The organism is candidate division WOR-3 bacterium (assembly GCA_011052815.1).
Classification (GTDB): Bacteria; Hydrothermota; Tepidihabitantia; order SM23-42; family SM23-42; genus DRIG01.
Genome location: DRIG01000062.1, coordinates 1 through 22250, shown reverse-complemented (window position 1 = coordinate 22250; position 22250 = coordinate 1). Strand labels below are relative to the sequence as shown.

The following is a 22250-nucleotide window of genomic DNA, read 5'->3' as shown; positions in this document are numbered from 1 at the left end:
CTATTGAGACGGAAAAGAATTTTCCAGCCAGTTTTTGATTTCCGCCGCTTCGGTAAATCGTTTCTGGGTTTTTAAATAAGTGATATTATAGTAAGCCATCCTTTCTACGATATTTATCATGTGGTTTAACCGTTCGTCATTGACAACCGCCGGTTTTTCAAGGGCTAATTTTGAGAAATCGAAGTGCGTATCACATGCCGTTTCTTTTTTTATTTCAAAGACCAATCCCCGCGGAATCCAATGGTAATCGATCTTTGTCTGATTCAGATCACGATCCGGAAACGGCATAATGAGATAGACGTGTTCATCTAACTTCGCTTCGATAAAGCTCTCCAGTAAATTTATGAAACGCATTTGAATCAACGCCGGGTTGTACGGTTTATCATACTCGAACTTGTACAGCTCTACGAGATATGAATTGATGGAGTTTTCCACCTTCTTATAAAATTCCGGATATTCATTCTTCAGAAATCTGATATACCATGTCCGTCTCAATAACTCTTTATCAATCAGCACCAGGTCTTTTCTGATTCCTTTCACTTTCTGGAGATAGAGCAGCGGAGAGTAGATATCCCAGAGGGTGAAGAGCACGAGACTGTTTTTCGGCAGCTCCCGAATATGGGCATAACTCAGGTCATAGGCGAAGGTGTTGTTTCTGAGGGTACAGGAGTTGTAGTTTAAAAAGGGTATGGCCAGGGCAAGAGGGATGGTTACAAACCACGGAAGTATTTTCTTCAGACGGGTCAGACCGAAACCCAATACAGATATAAAGGAGACCAATGCGGGGATATAATAGGATTCAATGTCAGGGATCGAGTAATTCACGGCGTATAGAAAGTTGAAGACTATCACCGTACTGAAAAACCAGAATTTTTTACGTTCGTTCTTGAAGAGGACGTAGAACCCGACGAAAATCGGGATGAGGAAGATATAAAGGAAATCCCGTATCAGTAGTATAAGTATGCCTTTCTGCAGATTGATGAAAATTTCAGAGAACGGCAGAGAGAACATCCAGACCCGATATTGTTTTCCGGTGATGTGCCACAGAAGACGCTGCAGATTGTAGGTGTCTCCCCAGTGCAGTTCCGCACCGCCGAGCGTTCTTATGATCAGATATAGATAGAGTGAACCGCCGAGGAGAGCGAACAACAGCCCGACGATGAATTGCTTCGCTGAAGGGCGGTATACAACAGCGGCATACAGAACAGCGGGGACCGCGACCGTGAAGACTATAACATGGTTGGTGAAGGCGAGTCCGATTACGTACATCAGGATATAAAAATCCCGTTCGTCGCGTATCTTAAAAAGTAAAAATAGTATTGCACTTGCAAATAAGACGGTCAACGGATAGACTTCATTGGTTATCGAAGTCCGCCAGATCGTCGGTGCGAATGCCAGCAGTATTGCGGGGATTATTGAGATGGGAGATTTTTTTATTACTGAACGGCTGAAAAGATAGGTGAGAAAAACAGCGGCGGCGGTGAACAACGCCGAGAGGATGTTGAGATTGAAGACCGGCTCACCCGGCAGGTGGGCGAAGAAATATGAGATGAGGGTATAAAGCGGATACCCGGTTGGATGGGCGATGCCGAGGGTATAACTGACTGCAGCGAGTTCTCCTGAATCGATGAGATATACCGTAGGACAGAGCGAAAAGAGATAAAATATTAGTGTATAGAGTATGAGCAATACACCTGTGAAGTACGGGGATTTCAGGCGAACTCTTATAGATTTATTTTTTGACAAAATTCAATCTTAAATTGGTCAACCGTGTCTGGATGTCTTTTTTCTGATCAGGGGTGAGTCCTTGTTCGATCGTTTTGAATAACGCATCCATGGCATCGATCGCCAGTTTAGCCTCGCCCATATCTTTTTTGTGTTTTTGTGTTTCAGGATGTGCAATCAAATCCATATATGCCCATGCCTTACTTTCGAGTGAAAGAAGAGTAAGATAAAGGTAATCTTTCACCTGAATCGGTTCATCCAGCAGTTCGCCTTTTTTCTGATTTCCGTCTTTATTCTCTTCTTTTTCAGTATTCTTTTCTTTCTCACTCATGCAAAATTATATTAAAAATTTTTTTGAAGTCAATAACTACATATAAAAGAAGCAGCACGCTTTGCAGACACTGAAGAATCCGCGTTTTTTAATACGACCACGCAGTTTTTTTATGGTGCTGTTGTTCCAGAGTTTGAGAATACTCTCTTTTTTACAATCGCCGATGATATAGTCGGGACATGACTCCACTTCACCGGACGGAAGGATGGTCATGGTGTTCCATAACGCCCGACATCGCCCTCTGATTGTGCCGGGAAGGTCGGTATCCTGTTGATAATAAGCTGTAAGCTGCTTTAAATCGAAAGAAGGAAATATTCTGACGGCGATATGTTTTTCACTCGCCAGTAGACACAGGGACTTGTATAATTCATCAAGATCTTTGGGCGGATTCTGAGGAATATCGGCTCCCTGCCAGTAGTTGAGATCACGCTTTATCTCTTTTTGTAAATAAAGACGATGGTTGGTTAAATCCCGTGGTTGAAGAAAGAACGGATGGAGAAATTGAACACTCTCTGCATTGGTTTCATAGGCGATTTTTAAGATATCGAACATCGCAGCCGGTCTCTTTAAATTGACCATCGAATTTATCCGAATCGACGGCAGAGATCTACCTTTTTTGAATTTATTTATCAGGGCGAGACCATTGATGATTCTATCAAAAGAGCCCTTCACACCCCTGATTGCGTCGTGGATTTCAGCCGGTCCGTCGATAGAGACCGTTACCAGATTGACCTTCATACGCACAATCTCTTCGGCGTAGTCACTCAGGAAAGTGCCGTTGGTCGTTATCGCGAGGAAGAGACCGCTTTTTTTGATATATGCTATTAATTTACCGATCGCCGGATATACAAAAGGTTCACCGCCGGATATATGGACTCGTGGTTTGAATCTTTTAAGTTGTTCGATGATTGCAAACCATTCTCCTATCTCCAGCTCGAGCCTCGGGGTTCTGAGCCGTTCGAAACACATCGAACATTTAAGATTGCATCGATCAGTGGGGTAGATATTCACCGCCTCAGGCGGTAATGCATTTCCTCCCGTCAATGCAGACAAGTAAAAACTGAATTCAGAAGCCAGTCGGTGTCCGATCAGAAACAGGGCGTTTTGCGGGTTGCGGCATATTGTCTTTATCTGTCTCGATATTCTTTTCATTTCAGAAATTGGATAATGCCCATGATGCTGTTCTGGAAAAGACCGGGTCGCTTTTTACAGCATACTCTTTTAATATGGGAATCGTTGTTTTATCACGCAGATTGCCCAGGCAAAGGAGGGCATTTCTTTGAATCGCCCGAAAATCAATCCAGGATGCAGTGATTTGATTTCGGGGAAAACGCATACGATATTCTTTCTCATCCATCTTTAGAATCGTGAGAAGGGGAAGGCTTGAGCCGACATAACCGATATCTGTCCGCGGTTCGCGCGGTTTTACATTTCTGTTCTTCGGACAGACCTCCTGACAGGTTATGCAGCCGTAAAGGCGGTTTTCCCAGACCCGGGCGATGTCGTCAGGAATTATACCGTACCAGTTGGTGAGCTCCTGGATGCATCTGCTTCGGTCAATGACAAACGGTCGGATTATTGCATTGGTCGGGCATGCTTCGATGCATTTATTGCAGTCGCCGCAGTCCAGGGATAACGGCGGATCAGGTTCAATCTCAATATCGGTTATGAGTTCGCCGAGTACAATCCATGAGCCGTAAGCGGGATTGATGATGATGCTGTGTTTGCCGTAATAACCCAATCCGCTGCGCCGGGCGATGGGTTTTTCCGCGACCGGACCGTTGGAGTAGACACAGTAATTTATATTATATTTTTCTTTAATACGACGGGCGAGTTTTTTTAATCGTTCCTTCAGGTCAAGATAATGGTTGCGCCAGGTGTAGCGGGCTATCCTGCCGTAAGGTTTACCCGGTTTAGTGAGGTCAGGGGTTTCGTCCGTCAGATAGCATTGACACGCAGCGATTATCGAACGGGCGCCCGGCAGTTTTGACCGGACATCGAAGAAACTTATAATGTTATTCAAACTTTTATATCTCTGCTGCGAGAAGATGGAGCCGTTTTCTTGATTTTTGAAACGCGCCAATGCTTCTGAAAAAGGTTCGGCGGTCGTGATTCTTATTTCATCAATACCCAGATCGCGACCGAGTGCTTTTATTTCTCCGGCATCAATCACAAAGAATAACGGTCGAGCAGAAAGTCGTTATTTTAGAAGGATACCGAGAGGGAAGAAGACCAGGTATCCGATAATCAGGAGTATCGGTGCCAGGATAATGTCTCCTGTCCTTAAAAGGATGAATCCTATGGTAATCAGTATAAGTCCTATGCCGAAAAAGAGGATATTCTTTCGGGAGAACTTCACATCGAATACCCGTTCCTGTTCTTTCACCTCTTTTTTTACTTTTTTCTGTTTTTTCTTTTTCTTTCTCATTAAAACTCCTTGTTACTCCACTATTTCAGTCAGTTTTACGAATTCACCGTTCTTTATTTGGTAGATATAAGAAAGTTTTTTTTCTTTCAGAATTTCCGCGATCATCGTCGGCAGCACGCTGCGTGTGTAGTTCTTTAATTTCTTAAGTTTCCATAATGTATAAAAAAATCTGGTTGAAAAATCATCTTCCTGATATCCGGTTTTTCTGAATTCATAGAGCGTGCTGCTGTCAATCGGTGCAGCACAGGCAAAGAGCGCTCCTTCGACATATTTTTCTCCAAAGCGGGGAACCTTCTCGTCCTTGAATGTGTCGATTCCCAGAAGAACGATTTCTTCCAATCCATAATATGCGATCTGCGGTGCGGTATTGATGATCTCGTCTTTGTCCATCGGCAGGAAGATCGCTTCAGGATTCTTTTCCGCTATCGCCTTCAACTGCCACTTGAGGGTGATGGAATCCGGATAGAATTTCACCATGGCGACCACTTCTCTGTTGTTCTTCACCACTTCGTCAGCGAACGCTTCGGCGACCCCTTTATATTTCGTCTGCTCAGGATAGAGGATTGCGAATTTCGTGATACCCCGCTCAGTGGCGGCGTAGCGCGCAATCAACCGTGCCTGTTCTTCATGGCGCTGGCCGGTTGTAAAGACAAGGGGTAGTTTTTCAAGCCGTTCTTCAGAAGTGATCGGCAATATTACGGGGATGCCTTTTCCATAGGCGAGACCGCAGACTCCGAAGGCGCTGTATATCGAACTCAAACAGATAAGGAAATCGACACTGATGCTGTTCATCAATTTTTCCGCCGCAAGCATTGCATCGATGGGATCGGACTTTGTGTCCAGGTAATGCATTGAAAACGGCAGTAATTTGTTCTTTTCAAAATACTCGATGATACCCACCAGCTTCTGTCCGACGTTCGCCCACTTGCCGGTCAGGGGTAATATTATACCGACGCGGCCTGATGTTTCACCGAGGTTGATGAACCGCTGGTATTCCTCCACTTCATAGGCGTAGATTGTATTGGGAAAACGCCTCATGAGCAGATTGAGGTCGCGCTTTGCCTCTTCTTTTTTACCTTCACGTGCTTCGATCTGGGCGAGATTATACAGGATATGTTCATCGATCGGTTCCGCCATAAAAACCCGATGGAGTTTTTCCAGTTGCTTTATGGAGAGTTCCGGCAGTACTTTTATGATACGATCAAAGGCTTTTTTGCGTGCCGAGGTGTCCTCGCTCTGGGTGTAAAATTTTGTTAAATAATATGCCGCTTTATAATCTTCGGTGAGTTTAAAATATGATTCGCCGACCAATGAGACCGCATTAAGGAAATATTGAGAACTGGGAAACGCCTTTATGAATCTCTCTCCCAATGACGCTGCTTTTTTGAATTTGTTTAATTTATAGAATGAAAAGGCGGTGAGATAAAGAGCCGGCTCATAGGCATCGGTCTTTTCATAACGGTCGAGAATCTCCGAGAGTGTCTTTATCGCATTTTTGTAATCCTTCTGTTTGAAATAATCATTCCCTTTTTCATACAGGACCGCTGCTTTCTCCGATGCCGCCGCCGATTCAAATTTATCCAGCACCACAGGTCTGAAACCCGCGCAGGAAAGCAGGATGAATAGTCCAGCAAAATACAGCTTTTTCATAGCTATATCTTAATCAAAAAAATATCTATGTCAACCAGTTATAATTTCGTCGTTTGTAATAATTTTATTATATCTTTTCGTGTCAGATTTTTTTCTTCAAGGATTGTGTAGCGGTCGGGTCTTATCTTTACCGCTTCAATGACCGCCTTGATGAATTGATCTTTGTTGAGGTAGAGTTTTCTTATCTTTCGGGGGAAAGAGACCCGCGAATATAAAGTTTTTACTCTGTGAAGAAGCTGATTTTCCTGGAGCGCCATTGTAAAGAGTGTGGCGATTCCTGTTTGTTCTCCATGCAGGTTTTTTCGGGGTGCATAGAGGTGGTCGATCGAATGACTGATTTTGTGCTCACTGCCGCTGGCAGGCCGTGACGAGCCGACGATACACATCGCAAATCCGCTTTTTATCAGACCGCGTGTCAACGTCAGCAGAAAATCGTCATCTTTGATATAATCGGTTTTGTGTTCCAGAAGGGCGAGTGCACCCGCTTCGGCGAGTGATAGAGCGGTGTCATTCACCTTTTCCAACCCTTTTGAACGGGCAAGCCGGGCGTCGAAAACAGCCGACAGATTTGATATGAGGTCACCGATGCCTGCCTTGATGTGTCTTATGGGAGCTTTCTTTATTATGTTGATGTCGACAATCACTCCATAAGGGGCGGTTGTAATGTGGCTTACAGGTATATTGTTTTTGCCCTTGATTACTGAAACAGGTGAAGAGATGCCGTCGTTTGAGAGGGTCGTCGGAATGCTGATGAACTTTATTTTACACTCTCCGGCGGCCAGTTTGGCGACGTCAAGGACTTTACCTCCACCGAATCCCAAGATCAAGTCAGGTGTTTTCCGGGTGATTATTCTTTTTACCTTCATCACATTCGCCTCGTCACTGTTTGTCACAAGATGCCTGGTGACCTTGATATTTTCCTTCTGGAAATTTTTCGAAATCGGGGTGCCGCCGATGAGGAAGGTTTTGCGGTCTCCCATAAGCAGGATGTGCTTGAATTTCAAGTCATGCGATTTGAGGATATTGAATATCTTTTCGATTTTATTTTCACCTACCTCAAAAAAAGAGGGAAGTTCGATCTTCAGCGACACAGCCATTTGTTAAGAGTAACTAAAAATTTGAATAAGTCAATAATATTTCTTCTTAATTATTGATTGACAGAACGCCTGCGGTCAATATAATATGGTGATGCCAGCGTAGCTCAGTCGGTAGAGCAGCTGTTTCGTAAACAGCAGGTCAGCAGTTCGATTCTGCTCGCTGGCTTCTTTGTTTTTTGACTCCGTTTGAACCTATGGATGATAGGTACAACGTACCTGGTGACTTTCCACCTTTTGCTCAGTACCGTCTTCATCCTGCCAGGATATCTCCACCCAGAAATAGTCATTAAAGACATAACCCGGCGGAGCGGATAGGGTTGTCGTGACTTCTTCACTTTTTTGGCTGTCAAAGGTATGTTCTTCACGATGCTGGCACTCTTTCTGGGCGGTGCTTCCATAGGTCCACCACCATTCAATCGTTGCCGTGATTGGAGTTGTTCCGTTGATCAATCTTCCTTCAAAGGTACAGCTCAGTTCACTGATATTCTCTCCGCCGACAGGATGTTCGGTGATGGTTATCTCCAGTTGGGTCTTCCCGCCGCAGGTAATGAGACAAAGAGATAATAACAGACAAAAAATACCGATATTTCTCTTCATGATTCCTCCTACAGTTATAATTATATTAAAAGTGTATTTAATGTCAATATATAATTAATTTTGTATTTTAAACCGCAACTGCAAAAAATTAACATTTCCGCTTAGTAATAACTATTAACATTTCCGCTTGGTAATATCAATCTTATTATAGGGATTGACAAACGGCTTATTCTCGATAAAATGGAATGGGTGACTTATGAAGATTAATATGACGCCAAAGGATCGATTTATCCGTTTTATCCTCGTAATCGTGATAATTATTTTGTTGTGGGCGCAAGTACTGAAGGGTGCGCTGGCGACGATTCTGGGGATTCTGGGGATTATTCTCGTTATCACAAGCGTTTACGGCTTTTGCCCTTTTTACGCCGTTTTGAAAGTTTCCCCCGGTAAGAAAAAAAAGCAGAAGTAGATTTATAAAAATGACAATCGAGAAACTGTTCTCACGGTACAGATCAATCATTTCCGATTTCAATGATTTCATTGAAGCCGTAAAGAAGCCGACGGTCCAGTCGTTTCGAATAAATACACTGAAGGCAAAAAGGGAAGAGATCCTTCTGTTTCTTAAAGACCTGCAGATAAAAGAGTTACCTTTTTATACGGATGGTTTTTTATCAAAGAGCAGGATACGGATAGGCAATCATCTCACTCATGGTCTGGGTTTGATCTATGTGCAGGAGGTCGCTTCGATGATTCCGGTTCTTGTTCTTGAACCGAAACCGGATGAATTTATTCTGGATATGTGCGCCGCACCCGGTTCCAAGACGACCCAGATCGCCCAGCTTATGGGAAACACGGGTTTGCTCGTCGCCAACGAGATGAACAGAAAGAGGGTTCACGGTTTGATATACAACATCAAAAGATGCGGTTTATTGAATGACGCCGTCACCTGTTTAAGAGGTCAGAAGCTCGATAAGTTTTTACCGAACTATTTTGACCGTGTTCTGATCGACGCACCGTGCAGTGCCGAAGGGACAATCAGAAAATCGAAGGCTGTTTTATACCACTGGGGCTTGAAGAATATCCAGAAGATGGCGAGGGTCCAGAAGGGTCTACTTACCGCAGGCTTCAGGGTTTTACGTCCCGGCGGTACGCTGGTGTACTCGACATGTACGATTGCCCCTGAAGAGAACGAAGCCGTTGTCTCTTATCTTCTGGAAAAATTTCCAGAGGCAGAGGTTCTGCCGATTACAATACCGCACTTCAAGATACGGTCGGGGATTAAGAAGTGGCAGAATGAGATATTCGACAGAAGAGTGGAACAGTGTGCGCGAATTCTTCCCCAGGACAATGATACAGCACCGTTCTTCATCGCCAAATTGACAAAGAGGGGGGTGTATCAGAGGCGTGTCGGTTATATGGGCAGAATTGAGTTTCAGGGGTCTGCGGTGGAACTCTTTACCCGAAGATTCGGTATCAGTAAGAAAGAGTTCGATGGTTATTCCGTATTTCAGAACAGAACGGGGTCTTATATTGCCACTCCGCAGGTATATTCTTTCTGGGAAATAAAGACGATGAGGAAAGGACTGGAGATGGCGCGGATCTATGACAATGATATAAAACCCGATAATGATTTTGTACAGCTTTTCGGCAGAACCGTGAAAAAGAATTATTTCGAAGCCAAGGAATGGCAGTTGAAAAAATTTTTAAAAGGAGAATCAATCAGAGTGGATTCTTCTTCTTTAATGGAGCCGGGTTTTGTTATAATGACTTACAAAAAGTTGCCGGTCGCCTTAGGTAAATACAACGGCAAAGAGATCAAATCCGCCGTAAAACGCGATAGAAGAACTCCATTGTAGTCATGTAGTGGATTGACTAAAGGTCAAAATTTAATATACTAACACGATGGTTGATCTTAAGAAGATTAGAAATATCGGGCTCGCCGCACATATTGATGCAGGAAAGACGACGACCACCGAGAGAATTCTATTTTACACCGGTAAGATAAGACGAATGGGTGAGGTGGATGAAGGATCAGCGACAATGGATTGGATGGCACAGGAAAGGGAACGCGGTATTACGATAACCTCTGCCGCCACCACTTCTTACTGGAAAAAATATCGTATTAACATAATCGACACCCCGGGCCATGTTGATTTCACGGTTGAAGTGGAAAGATCGATGAAGGTGCTGGACGGTCTGATCGCCATTTTCTGCGCCGTCGGCGGAGTGCAGCCGCAGAGTGAAACCGTCTGGCATCAGGCGGACAGGTATAAGGTTCCGCGGATCGCCTTTGTCAACAAGATGGACCGTGTGGGTGCTGATTTCTACCGCGTCATAAAGCAGATGCAGGACAAGTTGTCTTTGAAACCGTTGATCCTTCAGATTCCGATTATTGATGAAGAAGGTTTTTATGGTGTGATAGATCTCATTGAGAAGAAAGCGTTTTACTGGGAGGAAGAGACGCTCGGTGCGACTTTTCGGGAAGACGAGATTCCTGAAAAATATCAGGAGATAACCGAGCAGTATCGTACTGAGATGTTTGAAACGATTGCAGAATACGATGAGTTTATTTTTGAAAGTTACTTTGAAAAGAAAGAAATTCCGGTGGAGAAGATAAAATCGGTCATCAGACAGGAGACCATAAATCTGAATCTGTTTCCGGTCTTCTGCGGTTCCGCATTGAAGAATAAAGGGATACAGAAACTGCTTGACGCCGTTCTCGACTATTTGCCTTCGCCTCTTGACATGCCGCCTGTAAAGGCGTTTAATCCCAGTACTTCAAAAGAAGAAATCAGGAAGCCCTCGGTCGATGAGCCGTTTTCGGCTTTTCTCTTCAAGGCGCAGACCGATCCGCATCTCGGTTTACTCTATTATATTAGGGTCTATTCCGGCGAGGTGAAGACAGGAGATAAGGTGCTTGTCTTTCCGCCGAAACGGATTGACCGGGTCGGTAAGTTGCTCCTAATGCACGCCAACAAACGAGAGCAGAAGAGCTCTCTTGTTGCGGGTGAAATCGGTGTAATCACCGGACTGCGGGAATGCAAAACCGGTTATACAATATGTTCCCGTAAAGCCCCGATCTCCTTTGAACCGATGAAATTTCCGGAGCCGGTGATTTTCGTATCACTCGAGCCGAAGACAAAGATGGATGATGCGAAGCTCGATAACACCCTGAAATATCTTCAAATTGAAGATCCGACGTTTAAGGTGCGGACCGACGAGGAGACATCGCAGCGTATCATTTCAGGAATGGGGGAATTGCATCTTGAAATAATCGTCGATAGACTAAAGAGGGAATTCGGCGTTGAATGTAATGTCAGCAAACCGCAGGTTTCCTATCGTGAGACCATCACCGAACCAGCAAAGGCAGAGGGAAGATTCATCAGACAGACTGGTGGCAGGGGACAATACGGTGTTGTCACGCTTAATGTCGAGCCTGCAGAGAGAGGAGAAGGGATTGTTTTCCAGAACAAACTCAAAGGCGGCGTTCTTCCGGAACAGTTCATCCCGCCGATTGAAAAGGGAATCCGTGAACAGAGTGAGGTGGGTGTGTACTGGGGTTATCCGATTATCGACATCAAAGTGACCCTGCTTGACGGTGCATATCACCCGATTGATTCGTCAGAACTGGCGTTCAAGATCGCTGCACAGATGGCATTGCGGGAAGCGTTTATGCAGGGTAAACCGATCTTATTGGAACCCATTATGTTGTTGGAGATAATCGTGCCCGAGCAGTATCTCGGTGATGTCATCAACGACCTCAATTCAAGACGGGGTAAGATATTGAATATCGAGACAAACAAGAAAGAGAAGATTATCACGGCAAGCCTTGCCCTGGCGAAATCATTCGGCTATGCCACTGATTTGAGATCGGTCACACAGGGGCATGGGCTTTATACGATGCAGTTTTCACACTACGCCCCCAAAGAAGAAAAATCTCCATCAGAAATATAGAGAATATTTGATCTTTATCTGGGTCGCCGGTGTTATCCGCCAGCAGAGCGGTTTTTTCTGGATGTAATCTTTGATCGTAAGCACATCACCTTTTTTGATTTCATCAAATTGATTGTTTAAAGAGCTCTTGAATCTATTCAGACGGAGTAGCTCCACCCTGCCGTTTCGGGTGCAGAGAAAACATTTTTTCTTTCCCTTTTCCTTGAGAAGCCGACTTACCACGAGGAAGTCATTTTCATAATCATCCGGTGGTTTTTCTCTGCCGAGCACCAGATATGAAAATTTCAATAATTTGATTTCCCGATTGAGTTCCTGGTCGATGATTTTCATATAGTCCGGAGGGTTCCAGAAAAAGGAATGGTGACACCATTCCTTATGTTTTCTGAGTTCAAAAAGGGGACAGATGTTGTTATGGAGGCATGGCAGCAGAATGTGGAATTTTTCTTTCCTTATTAATATATCCCGCAATTTCATAAGTCTGCGGCTGGTGTGCCTCAACGCCGGTTCCAGGATAATAACGAGGCCGTCTTCAGAGGTATTTTTGAATATACGTTCGATGAACCTTACAGGAATTTCTTGTTGCGGAAATATCTCCGCGAGGGAATTGGCGAGAACCACGATATCATATTTTTCCTTCATTTTTATCAAACCGTCTGATATTTTACGTCTCAACAACTTTACCGACAGGGCGGGATTCTTTTCTTTTATACGGCTCATCACCGTATAACATTTTTTCAACATATTTTTTGAATCATCGAGACCGACCATTAGGGTTTTCTTCGACTCGCCCAGGCCGTAGTAGACGCCGAGCATCCCGGCTCCTTCACCGCAGCCGACATCGAGGATATTCAAACTTTCTTTCTTCTCAAAGAGAAGAGGATAAAAAATTTTTATTCTTTTTGTAACAGCCATGACCTTTACAAGATTCATCGGGAAGTTGTAGGCGAAATAGGCATCCGGATATCTGTCTTCGGTCGGCTTTCTGCGGAAAAAATCTTCGGAGAGTTGTACCATCTCTCTCTTCAAACGGTTGATCCTCTTTCTGTTGGCACGTACGGTCTTCCAGGAGAGGGATTCCAGATTCAGAAGTTCAAGTATGATCTGTTCTATTTCATTCGGCAGATTCATATCTCTTTGAGTATACTCCGAAGATCCCGATTTTCAAGATGCGGATTTTACAATGTCGTCACCGCCGCCCCCTCTTCTTTGAGAAGGTCGCGGGTATGATCATCAGACGTCAGGTAAATCACCTGATTGCCTTTGTTTATGAAATTTTTCAATAAGGCGGTTAATTTTTTCCGACGTTGCCAATCGGCAAAGATGAAGGCGTCGTCGAGAATCAGAAAAACACCGTCGGGATAGAGCCTTTCCAGGGCGGCGATCCTGAAACATATCAGAAGCTGATCTTTTGCACCGCTGCTGAGTTCCTCGATCTTATACTTGTTCCCCTGATCGTCTGTGACCGTGAAGTCTTTATCTTCAAGGTTTACTTCTTTATAACGTCCAGTGATCATATTGAAGTATTCACTCAAACTGTTACTACCCGAAAAGAGGGTCCGGATATGTTCTTCCAGTTCCTGCCTCATCTCTTCGAATATCTCCCGCGCCGCCAGAGCCGCCTTTTTTTCCAGTTCATAATTATCCAGGGTCTCCTGCAGTTGCCGGTATTCAACGAATACACCACGGGGTTCAGTGATGTTGTGCTTGGTCCGCTGCACTTTTTCAAATACGGCGATCTCTTTCTCCAGGTCATTAATCTGTTCTTCGATTTTTTTCAACTCTTCCCTTAATTCTTCTTCTTTTCTGTGTTCCGGTTCTTCGTCGGGCGGCGCTGTCTTCATCGCGGCTATCATGCCGCTCCACTTCTTGTCGTTTTTCTCCGAAAGTTCAGTGGAGATCTCGATGCTCAGCTTCTGAAGTTCATTCAAATGTCTTCTCTTTTCCGACAATTTCTTTTCCAGGTCAGAGATCTCGGCGAGGCCTGTCTTACTCCGCAACTCTGAAATTTCTTTCTCGATACATTCGATTGTTTGTTCGGAGGTTAAATCCATCGCTGTTTTTTCCTTCTCTTTCCGTAAGGTCTTTTTCTCGAGGAGCGCCTTTTCGACGTCTTCTATATTTTCAGCCAGTTCTTTAATGCTTGAAACATCGGGGAAGAGCACGCTTGCTTTTTTCAATAATTTTTTTCTTTCTTGTTCCCGGTTTTTTATTCTGCTCTTCGCGATGAAAAAACGGCTCAAAAAGAGAATAAAGATCACAAATACAGTCAGGGGAATGAATTTCGGTATCTTTAAGAAGAATGAAAGGACGAAGAGAACAATGCTCCCGACCAACAGGGCGACGGGATATTTTAATGATAATTCCCTTTTTTCTTCTTCTATGGTACGGATTTCAGAGGCGAAGTCTTCGATCTTTATGATCTCCGCTTTTTTCTCAAGTTCAATGATCTCTTTTTCGAGGTCGTTTATCTCTTTTTTGATCTCTTTGAGTTTCTTGCCGGTGTTCAGAAGAGATTCCTTCTTCGCGGTCAGGCTTTGCCATCTTTTCAAGTAATCATCCGCATACCGCTCATATTCCTGGAGATATATTTTCTTTTCGACGTAAGAATCGTAGAGCTTCGAGAGCCTTTTATACCGTTGGTGCTTTTTGTAATCCTCGATTATTTTCAGTTTCTTTTCCAGAAGTTTTTTTCGTTCCGACGCCGCAGCCAGTTCTGTCCGCTTCTTTTCTATTCCGTCGATCTCCTCTATATATTCTTTCAATTCCAAGGCGCGTTGTTTCATCCCTTCGATATGCTGATATTTTCTCTTTTCCCATTCGAGTTTCACCGGTTGAAGTTCCACGGCTTCAAAGGTTTTGTCGATGAGTTCCTTAAAGGTCATCTTCCTGCCCTCGCTGCTGAAGAGCGCCTTGAGCGCATCCCAGAATTTTTCTTCCTTTCGTGGTTCGTAAACAGCCGAATCCGAGGCTTGAATATAGAGGAGATTTGAAATAGATTGCTCGAGGAACTGGAGATTACCTTTTTTCGCAGGAAGCGTATAGACCGCTCCTTTGTCCTCGAGCCTGACGGTGATATCTTTTGGTTTGCCATATCGTAGTCTTGCAGCATTCTTTTTGAACAGGATATAACTCAGCGCCTCGATGATGGCGGTCTTTCCTGATTCATTCAAACCGAAGATACATTCAAACTTTTCCGGCTCCAGAGAAAATCTTTTTATGGGTCCGTAATTATTAATCGTAATCTTCTGTATCTTCATTTCAGCATTTTACTGAAGACGGGAAAGACGATTTCAAATACCTTTTGCCGTAAAGTGTCTTCCAGGGCTCTGCTTTTATCTATGAATTTCTCAACCACTTCATTCTGAATGATCGTCCGCCAAGATTGAATTTCCGCAAAATTGAATTTCATATCCGGGAATTTATTTTGAAACTCTTTTTCGAGTTTTTCGAGTCGGTCTTTGAACCCGCGGTCACTTTCTTTGATAAATCCTTTGATGACGATATTGGGCATGATTTTGGTGCTCTTTATGCCGAGTAAGTGATTTCGGATTTTATCGAAGATTTGTTCTTCATTACCCGGAAATACGAAGAACTCCCTTCGCTGCCAGTAAGGGGCGGCTTCCACTACCCGTTGTTCTATCTTCAATTGAGTTTGATCGATCTCCACGACAAAGAAGACCCGTTCACCATCGCACTTTGTATCCAATCCGATCGGTGAACCGGGATAGACAACTCGGACTCCTTCGTACTCTTTTTGAAAACTCCTGGAGTGGAAGTGGCCCAGGGCGACATAGCGGGCTTTTTTATGTAAATTCGCGGGATAGATGGGCATGTATTCTGCCTCGATCTCTTTTAAGGATGAAACGATGAATGATTTATCGTATAATGTTCCGTGTGCAATGAGGATGTCGACGCCTGAAGGAATATTTTTTATGCATTCACTGAACTTTCTGTTTTGATATGGGACGGCGCATATTACGATCTTATCCAGTTCGATTATATGAAAAGGTTCTGTCGTCAGCTGAATCACGTTTTCGCCGTAATCGTATTCATCACTGAAAGATTTTTCATCGTGATTCCCCGGCACCAACAGAAATTTAACGGTTGTTTCCTTAAAGAGCATCCTCAGGTTGTTCCGTAGGATCACCGCGTCTGTATCCGAGTTAAAGAGGTCTCCTGCAATGATGAAATAATCGATCTTCAATCTGCCGGCTTCTTCTATCAACCACCTGAAGATTTCCATTCGCTTTCTGTCTTTACCCTTCAGATGCAGATCCGCGGTATGGAGGAATCTCATAGTTTAATATCTGCCGTGGAAATAGTCTTCAAGGATTTTTCTGTGGTCAAAGGCGAGTTGTTCCGGAAGGGTGTCTTTTGTGAATATACCGAGCTCCGCGGCATCGTCGCCGGCGATCGGTCGTCCTTCCGCCTTTGCCGTAAAGACCACCGAGATTGTGTGGTGCCTCGGATCGCGGTCAGGTGCCGAATAGGTATGGAACTGTTTTAATTCTTTGATTTCAAGGCCGGTCTCTTCTCTGGCTTCCCGACGGGCCGCCTCTTCGGCGGATTCTCCGTAATCGATGAAACCGCCGGGAATCGCCCAGCCGTACGGCGGATTTTTTCTTTTTATGAGAATCACTCCATCCGCCGACTCGATGATTATGTCTACAGTAGGTATTGGATTACGGTATTGCATCCATCAATTATAAATAAATCCCGCGGGAAATCAATAGCGTATTCGGATGGATTCTGTTTTGAAGATTGAAGATCGACCCCCAGAGACTGCTTGACAGAACCGTATATTTGTTGTATTATAAAGACATAGGTAGGGAGTTCTACCAAGAGATTTAAGTCTATCTAATAATTTTATTGAGAGAAACTTGCGGTAATAACAACAATGAGGAGGTAATATGAAAAGGCTTTGCATTATGGTCGTCATAATATTCAGTTTAAGCCTTGCCCAGGACATGATCGTCCGGGTCTATGTTTCTTCGTGGCAGGAACTTCAGAAGATATCTGATAAACCGATGGACATCGCGGCCGGCAGATACGGAGAGTGGTATGATCTGGTCGTTGACCGCGAGGGTCTGAACAAAGTTATAGCATCGGGTCTGCCGTATGAACTCACCGTGCCGAGCCTGGAGTACGAGAAAGAAAAAGTGCGTGGGTCGTATTGTTCCTATTCTGAAATGGAAGATTCACTCAGGGCACTGGCGTCGAATTATCCCAGTATCTGTAAATTTGATTCTCTTCCCATTCCGACATATGAAGGAAGATGGATTTACGGAGTGAAGATTTCAGACAATGTGGGTGTTGAAGAGGATGATGAACCGAAATTCACGATTGACGGCTGTCACCATTCACGGGAGTGGGCAACGCCTCAGGCAGTACTCTTTTTCGCGGATTCCATGCTCAGATCTTACGGGGTGGTCAGTGAAATAACGGAGATCATAAATACAACGGAGATCTATTGTTTTCCGGTTATTAATGTCGACGGTTATTGTTATGATTATCCCGGCGGTAATTACTGGCGTAAGAATCGTGAGCCGTTCGGCGGCGCGATCGGCACTGACCCGAACCGTAATTACGGCGGCAGCTGCAACGGAGAAGTCGACGGATGCTGGGGGGCGGCGGATGAAGGACAGGTAAGCCATTATCCTTCACAGCAGACCTTCTGCGGTGCTTATACATTTTCAGGAGATGAAATCCAGGCATACACGACGTTCATCCGTCAGCATAACATTTCCACGGGGTTTTCCCTGCACAGTTATGGTGAACAGGTGATGTATCCGTGGGGATACAAGGGGCAGGGAACACCTGATTCCACCCTCTACGACGACAAAGGCGCACATATGGCGGGGATGATGCAACGGCTCAGCGGTGGGACCTATACCCCCGGTCAGTCGTATAATAATCCTTATCCGACATGCGGTAATACGCGCGATTGGGTTTATGGCTATAATAAATGGGTCGCAGGTCAGTCTGCTCTGTTTTACGGCGCAGAGATCGGCACATCGTTTTATCAGGCGCAGGGTGATCTCGATTTTATCTCGCGTCAGGTCTTCAAGGCGGCAAAGTACCTTGCAGGATTTTCTGATTCTTTGATCCTGGTTGCTGAAGGATATGTGGCTCCGCCGCAGATCTATTCTCTGGGAACGGTCAACGAGGACTTCACCATAAGCTGGCATCCGGTAAATGCCTTTGACAACAATCCGACACACTGGGAACTGGTTGAGTTGTCCGACCCCTCGATAATCGAAGACGACCTCGAATCCGGTACAACGAGATGGATCCTTGAAGGTTTTACCCTTTCTACAAGCCAATCCCATTCCAGCTCACACAGCTTCTTTTCCGGAAACCAGAATAATATGAACCATGCGGTTCGTACTGCCCATCCGTATCTGGTGCAGTCTGGAGATTCTCTTACCTTCTGGTGCTGGTATAATCTTGAAAGCAATTATGACGTCGCGGTGGTTGAAGTCTCTGAGAATACAAAAGAGTGGTTCTGTCTCGATGACAGATATTCAGGGAATTCCGGAGGCTGGGTGAGAAAGGCATACTCGCTTGAACCATGGGTGGGTAAGTCGCTCTATTTCAGATTCCGTTCAATGACCGACGGTAATACACTGGCGACGGGATTCTATGTGGATGACATCTATCCGACCTGTCTGTTCCAGACCGTTACCACGGTCTCTTCATCCATCAGCGACACCTCTTATACGTTCACCGGTCATCCTGAGGGAATTTACTACTATTATGTCAGAGGAAATAACACCACCTATGGCTGGGGTGATTACTCCTGTCTGGAAAGAGCGAATGTCATCGTCGGTGTGGTTGAGTCTGATCCCGGAGATGCCGTCAATACCAATGGTATTTCAGTCTTCCCCAATCCATTTTCAGATGCATTGAAGATCGACCTCAATGTGCAGAATAGAACCGGTGATGTAAGTTTGAAGATCTACAGTCCGTCAGGACGACTGGTTAAATCCTTTACCTGTACAGGCAGTGACACATATCATATCGTCTGGCATGGAGAGGATGAAGCCGGCCGTACGCTTCCCGCTGGTGTGTACTTTGTTAAAGTCGAATCTGATAATTATCGGGTGATAAAGAAAATTACATTATTGAGATAATTAAAAGGAAGAGAAGATAATCATACCCTCAGGATTTTGATGTAACCCAGGAGGGAGAATGAAAAAAATAATATTATCTTTGTGCCTGCTGTTCTGCATGCGGGCGTCGCTGGCGGGCCAAACAATCCGTCTGGTTGAAATCGGACTTCCTGAGCACGATGAAGTCTATAGATTGAAAAAGTTTGATCTGACAATCATCGATGCAGGTCCTGATTTTGCAAAGGCATTGGTCAATGACCGTCAGATAGCCGAATTACAGAAATCCGGCTATGAAGTCCAGATACTCATCGAAGACTATAAGGCGTATAAGGATCAAATCTTTCAACGCGGTTTTTATCATACATATGACCAGGTGTATGCGGTGCTTGATTCTTTCGTCACGAATTATCCGGAGATCTGTCGGCTCGACACCATTGGTTTCAGTGTTCAGGGCAGAGCGATTTGGGCGATGAGGGTTACGGATAATCCCCAGGTTGAGGAGAATGAACCGGAGATAAGGCTTGCCGGAAATATGCACGGAGATGAGCATATCGGAACAGAGATAACCCTTTACTTTTTACGATATCTGCTTACGAATTACGCTTCAAACAGTCAGGTGCAGGCGCTTGTCGATAACCGTGAGTTCTGGATTCTGCCGGTTTTAAATCCCGACGGTAAAGAAGCCAATACAAGGGTCAATGCAAACGGAGTGGATTTGAATCGGGATTACGGATACTTCTGGGATTCGTGGGGCGGCAGTACCAGCCCGTCGTCCCAGATTGAGAACCGGGCGATGATGCAGCATCTTGAGGAAAATAATATCACACTTGAGTATAATTATCATTCAGCGGCACTCTATGTGAACTATCCTTGGGATTATCATCCGGCCGACCCTCCGGACAGCCAGTTGATTATTGACATTTCCGAGGTATACGCCGACTCAGCGAACTTGACCGCGATCAACGGATATGACTGGTATCAGGTGACCGGTTCATTGCAGGATTACACAATCGGAGTGAGCGGCGCATTCGCCACGACGATAGAAACCGAGGAACCTTCAGCCTCTTCAGCCATTGATCAGATCTGCTATGACAATCGGGATGCCTTGATGGACGTGTGTGAACGTGCCGGCTGGGGAATGGAAGGGGTGGTCAAGGATTCGAGTACCGGCGTTTCTTTATATGCCAGGATAGAATTCAATAATCCGGATAGAATAGACATCTATACTGATCCGGTCCTCGGTGATTTTCACAAGATGATCGGACCAGGCACCTATGATGTAAGGGTTAGTGCCAACGGTTATGCACCGAAGACCATAACCAATGTGACTGTTCCTTCGACGGGTTCTGTTTCCCTCGGGGATATCTTGCTCGTGCCTGATTCGAACTATTATTACGCCTTCAAACATGTGGTGTGTCGTTATTCAAATCACGCCGAGCAATCGAATAAGACAAGGCCCCGTGCAGCACTGGGAGAGGAAGACAATAACTTTTTCTCTCTGGGACAGAATGGTTTTATAGTTCTTGATATGGGGGCGAACACTCCGATAAGCAATTCATCAGGCGACGACTTTACTGTATATGAAGGAGATGACGGAACTCCGGAAGGGTATGAGGTTTTCGCATCCAATGATTGGAGCGGTCCGTGGTCTTCGTGCGGTAGTGCGACGGGTACGGCAAGCTTTGATCTTTCCACCGCCGGTTTGAGCCAGGCACGTTACATACGGATCGTCGATGATGGAAGTTCTTCAAGCGGTCAGTACGCCGGCTTCGACCTTGATGCAGTGAAAGGTACACCGCCGGTGAATGCACCGAGTTTATATGTGAGTGACTATCAGATTCTCGACGGCGGAAATGGAATTCTGGAACCCGGTGAAACGGCGGATTTCGTCGTGACGTTACATAACGCTGGACTTCTCACCGCGACGAATACACAGACCATTCTAAGAACGGCTGATACATACATCACGATTACTGATTCACTCGGGGATTTCGGAGATATTTTACCGGATTCAGAGAAGACGAATACTGCAGATCCTTTCACGATTTCAGCTTCCGCATCGACGCCGTTCGGCCATTCGGTTCACTTTGAATTGTTTGTTACTGCAGACAGCTACTTTGACACGCTCGGGATTGATATCGTCGTCGGTAAGAAGCACTACTACATCTGGAATCCGGATCCCACGCCTTCTTCAGGTCAGATCTGTGATTCGCTTTTACAGGATATCGGTTACAGCGGTGATTATGGTACTTCCCTGGCTGCGGATTTGACGTTATATCAGGCGGTCTTGGTGTTTGCGGGAATCTATTCGAACAACTACATTATCAGCAGCGGCAGTCCTGAGGCGGCGGCGCTTGTTGATTATCTGCAGAATCAGGGTGGTCGGATGTACTTAGAAGGCGGTGATGTCTGGTATTATGATCCGTTGTACAGTGGTGGTTATGATTTTGGTCCGCTTTTCGGGATCGATGCGACGGCTGACGGTTCAGGAGATTGTGGTCCGGTTGCCGGGCAGGCGAGTACGTTTACGGTCGGGATGGACTTCAGTTATGGTGGTGAGAACAACTGGATTGACCATATTTCGCCGACCAGTACCGGGTTTTTAATCTTCCGGGATACGGACGATGCTTATGATTGCGGGGTTGCGAATGATGCCGGTACGTACAAGACCGTTGGTTTATCGTTTGAGCTTGGTGGGTTGACTGATGGTACGCCGCCTTCGACGCGTGAAGTATTGCTGGATTCAATCATGAAGTTCTTCGGATGTCAGCTTAACCCCGGAGTAAAAGAGAATACAGAATTCAGCACCGTCGGATGGAAGACAGAACTGGTTCCTTTGTATCCGAATCCCGGGACCGGAGAGATACGCATTAAATATCAGCTTGGAGACAGGGCAAGACTCTCTTTAAAGATTTATGATGCAGCCGGTCGATTGGTACGTACCCTTGTCAATGGTCGATATAATCCGGGAACTTATTCCGTGGTCTGGAACAGAATCGATGATCAGGGCAGAACTGTTCCTGCGGGCGTATATTTTATCCATTTCACTACGACGGAGCAGAATCAGATTGAAAAGGTGATATTGGTGAAATAGCTCTTTTATTCGGGCTTCCAAGGTTCTTGACTTTTTTCATTTCTTGAATATCATTAGTGCGGAAAACAATAAAAATAGATCTGTTCGACTTTCGTCGAAATAAAGGCGAATCCTGTTGCGTGCCGGTGTAACTCAGTGGTAGAGTAGCTGTTTTGTAAACAGCAGGTCGCCAGTTCGAATCTGGCCGCCGGCTTTGGTCGGAATCGATTTCGGGTAGGTACCCAAGTGGTCAAAGGGGGCAGACTGTAAATCTGCTGGCGGAAGCCTTCGGAGGTTCGAGTCCTCCCCTGCCCATTCAAAATTGAGTGAAAGAATACCCCTG

At 45.1% G+C, this 22250-nt stretch carries 17 protein-coding genes and 3 tRNA genes; 8 read left to right on the top strand and 12 right to left on the bottom strand.

From position 1 onward, the window contains the following. From ENI34_05780 to ENI34_05750, 7 genes are read right to left on the bottom strand one after another with little or no spacing between them, the layout of a single operon-like run. Nucleotides 1–1749: a DUF2723 domain-containing protein gene (locus ENI34_05780; protein HEC78635.1), complete on the bottom strand. Its 1749-nt coding sequence runs from the start codon at nucleotides 1747–1749 to the stop codon at nucleotides 1–3. After that, nucleotides 1733–2056: a DUF1844 domain-containing protein gene (locus ENI34_05775; GenBank protein HEC78634.1), complete on the bottom strand. Its 324-nt coding sequence runs from the start codon at nucleotides 2054–2056 to the stop codon at nucleotides 1733–1735. Before ENI34_05775 ends, ENI34_05780 begins: the two co-directional genes overlap by 17 nt. Before the next feature lie 36 nt (nucleotides 2057–2092). Next, a complete protein-coding gene (locus ENI34_05770) occupies nucleotides 2093–3208 on the bottom strand; it encodes a radical SAM protein (GenBank protein HEC78633.1) in 1116 nt (371 codons plus the stop codon). Between the two features lies 1 nt (nucleotide 3209). Beyond that, entirely contained in the window at nucleotides 3210–4229 is a 1020-nt protein-coding gene (gene queG / locus ENI34_05765) for a tRNA epoxyqueuosine(34) reductase QueG (protein ID HEC78632.1), read from the bottom strand. A gap of 27 nt (nucleotides 4230–4256) precedes the next feature. After that, nucleotides 4257–4484 (bottom strand): hypothetical protein, encoded by a 228-nt coding sequence (locus ENI34_05760; GenBank protein ID HEC78631.1) that lies wholly within the window; start codon nucleotides 4482–4484, stop codon nucleotides 4257–4259. A 12-nt stretch (nucleotides 4485–4496) separates the two neighbouring features. Then, entirely contained in the window at nucleotides 4497–6134 is a 1638-nt protein-coding gene (gene bamD, locus ENI34_05755) for an outer membrane protein assembly factor BamD (protein HEC78630.1), read from the bottom strand. A gap of 38 nt (nucleotides 6135–6172) precedes the next feature. Next, nucleotides 6173–7231 carry an iron-containing alcohol dehydrogenase gene (locus ENI34_05750; protein ID HEC78629.1) on the bottom strand — a complete coding sequence of 353 codons (1059 nt, stop codon included), beginning with the start codon at nucleotides 7229–7231 and terminating at the stop codon, nucleotides 6173–6175. Between the two features lie 93 nt (nucleotides 7232–7324). On the opposite strand from ENI34_05750, the gene ENI34_05745 reads away from it, so the two are divergent. Continuing rightward, nucleotides 7325–7397 (top strand) — tRNA-Thr (locus tag ENI34_05745). 26 nt (nucleotides 7398–7423) lie between these two features. Here ENI34_05745 and ENI34_05740 read toward each other — a convergent pair. Then, entirely contained in the window at nucleotides 7424–7828 is a 405-nt protein-coding gene (locus ENI34_05740) for a hypothetical protein (GenBank protein ID HEC78628.1), read from the bottom strand. 196 nt (nucleotides 7829–8024) lie between these two features. Between ENI34_05740 and ENI34_05735 the strand changes: the two genes are divergently transcribed. The 3 genes from ENI34_05735 to fusA are packed head-to-tail and all read left to right on the top strand — an operon-like array spanning nucleotide 8025 to nucleotide 11722. Further along, a complete protein-coding gene (locus tag ENI34_05735; protein ID HEC78627.1) occupies nucleotides 8025–8237 on the top strand; it encodes a DUF2892 domain-containing protein in 213 nt (70 codons plus the stop codon). Nucleotides 8238–8247: 10 nt separating this feature from the next. Continuing rightward, nucleotides 8248–9624 carry an NOL1/NOP2/sun family putative RNA methylase gene (locus tag ENI34_05730; protein HEC78626.1) on the top strand — a complete coding sequence of 459 codons (1377 nt, stop codon included), beginning with the start codon at nucleotides 8248–8250 and terminating at the stop codon, nucleotides 9622–9624. Nucleotides 9625–9670: 46 nt separating this feature from the next. Then, complete coding sequence (gene fusA / locus ENI34_05725) at nucleotides 9671–11722, top strand: elongation factor G (GenBank protein HEC78625.1); 2052 nt, start codon at nucleotides 9671–9673, stop codon at nucleotides 11720–11722. Here fusA and ENI34_05720 read toward each other — a convergent pair. Genes ENI34_05720 through ENI34_05705 form a run of 4 tightly spaced genes read right to left on the bottom strand, consistent with a single transcriptional unit; the run spans nucleotide 11711 to nucleotide 16418 of the window. After that, a complete protein-coding gene (locus ENI34_05720) occupies nucleotides 11711–12850 on the bottom strand; it encodes a methyltransferase domain-containing protein (protein HEC78624.1) in 1140 nt (379 codons plus the stop codon). The two genes, fusA and ENI34_05720, sit on opposite strands and share 12 nt — an antisense overlap. A gap of 47 nt (nucleotides 12851–12897) precedes the next feature. Continuing rightward, entirely contained in the window at nucleotides 12898–14979 is a 2082-nt protein-coding gene (locus ENI34_05715; protein ID HEC78623.1) for a hypothetical protein, read from the bottom strand. Further along, nucleotides 14976–16019, bottom strand: coding sequence for a hypothetical protein (locus ENI34_05710; protein HEC78622.1), 1044 nt, complete (start codon nucleotides 16017–16019; stop codon nucleotides 14976–14978). The genes ENI34_05715 and ENI34_05710 overlap by 4 nt, the downstream gene beginning before the upstream one ends. 3 nt (nucleotides 16020–16022) lie before the next feature. After that, nucleotides 16023–16418, bottom strand: a complete 396-nt coding sequence (locus tag ENI34_05705; protein ID HEC78621.1) for an NUDIX hydrolase — start codon at nucleotides 16416–16418, stop codon at nucleotides 16023–16025. Nucleotides 16419–16632: 214 nt separating this feature from the next. Here ENI34_05705 and ENI34_05700 point away from each other — a divergent pair, with 214 nt between their 5' ends. The 4 genes from ENI34_05700 (at nucleotide 16633) to ENI34_05685 (ending at nucleotide 22222) form a co-directional block, all read left to right on the top strand. After that, on the top strand, nucleotides 16633–18855 hold the full coding sequence (locus ENI34_05700; protein ID HEC78620.1) for a T9SS type A sorting domain-containing protein: 2223 nt from the start codon (nucleotides 16633–16635) through the stop codon (nucleotides 18853–18855). Nucleotides 18856–18913: 58 nt separating this feature from the next. Then, entirely contained in the window at nucleotides 18914–21928 is a 3015-nt protein-coding gene (locus tag ENI34_05695) for a T9SS type A sorting domain-containing protein (GenBank protein HEC78619.1), read from the top strand. 121 nt (nucleotides 21929–22049) lie between these two features. Further along, nucleotides 22050–22121: transfer RNA gene (locus ENI34_05690), tRNA-Thr, on the top strand. 18 nt (nucleotides 22122–22139) lie between these two features. Beyond that, a tRNA-Tyr gene (locus ENI34_05685) sits at nucleotides 22140–22222 on the top strand. Nucleotides 22223–22250 lie beyond the last annotated feature (28 nt).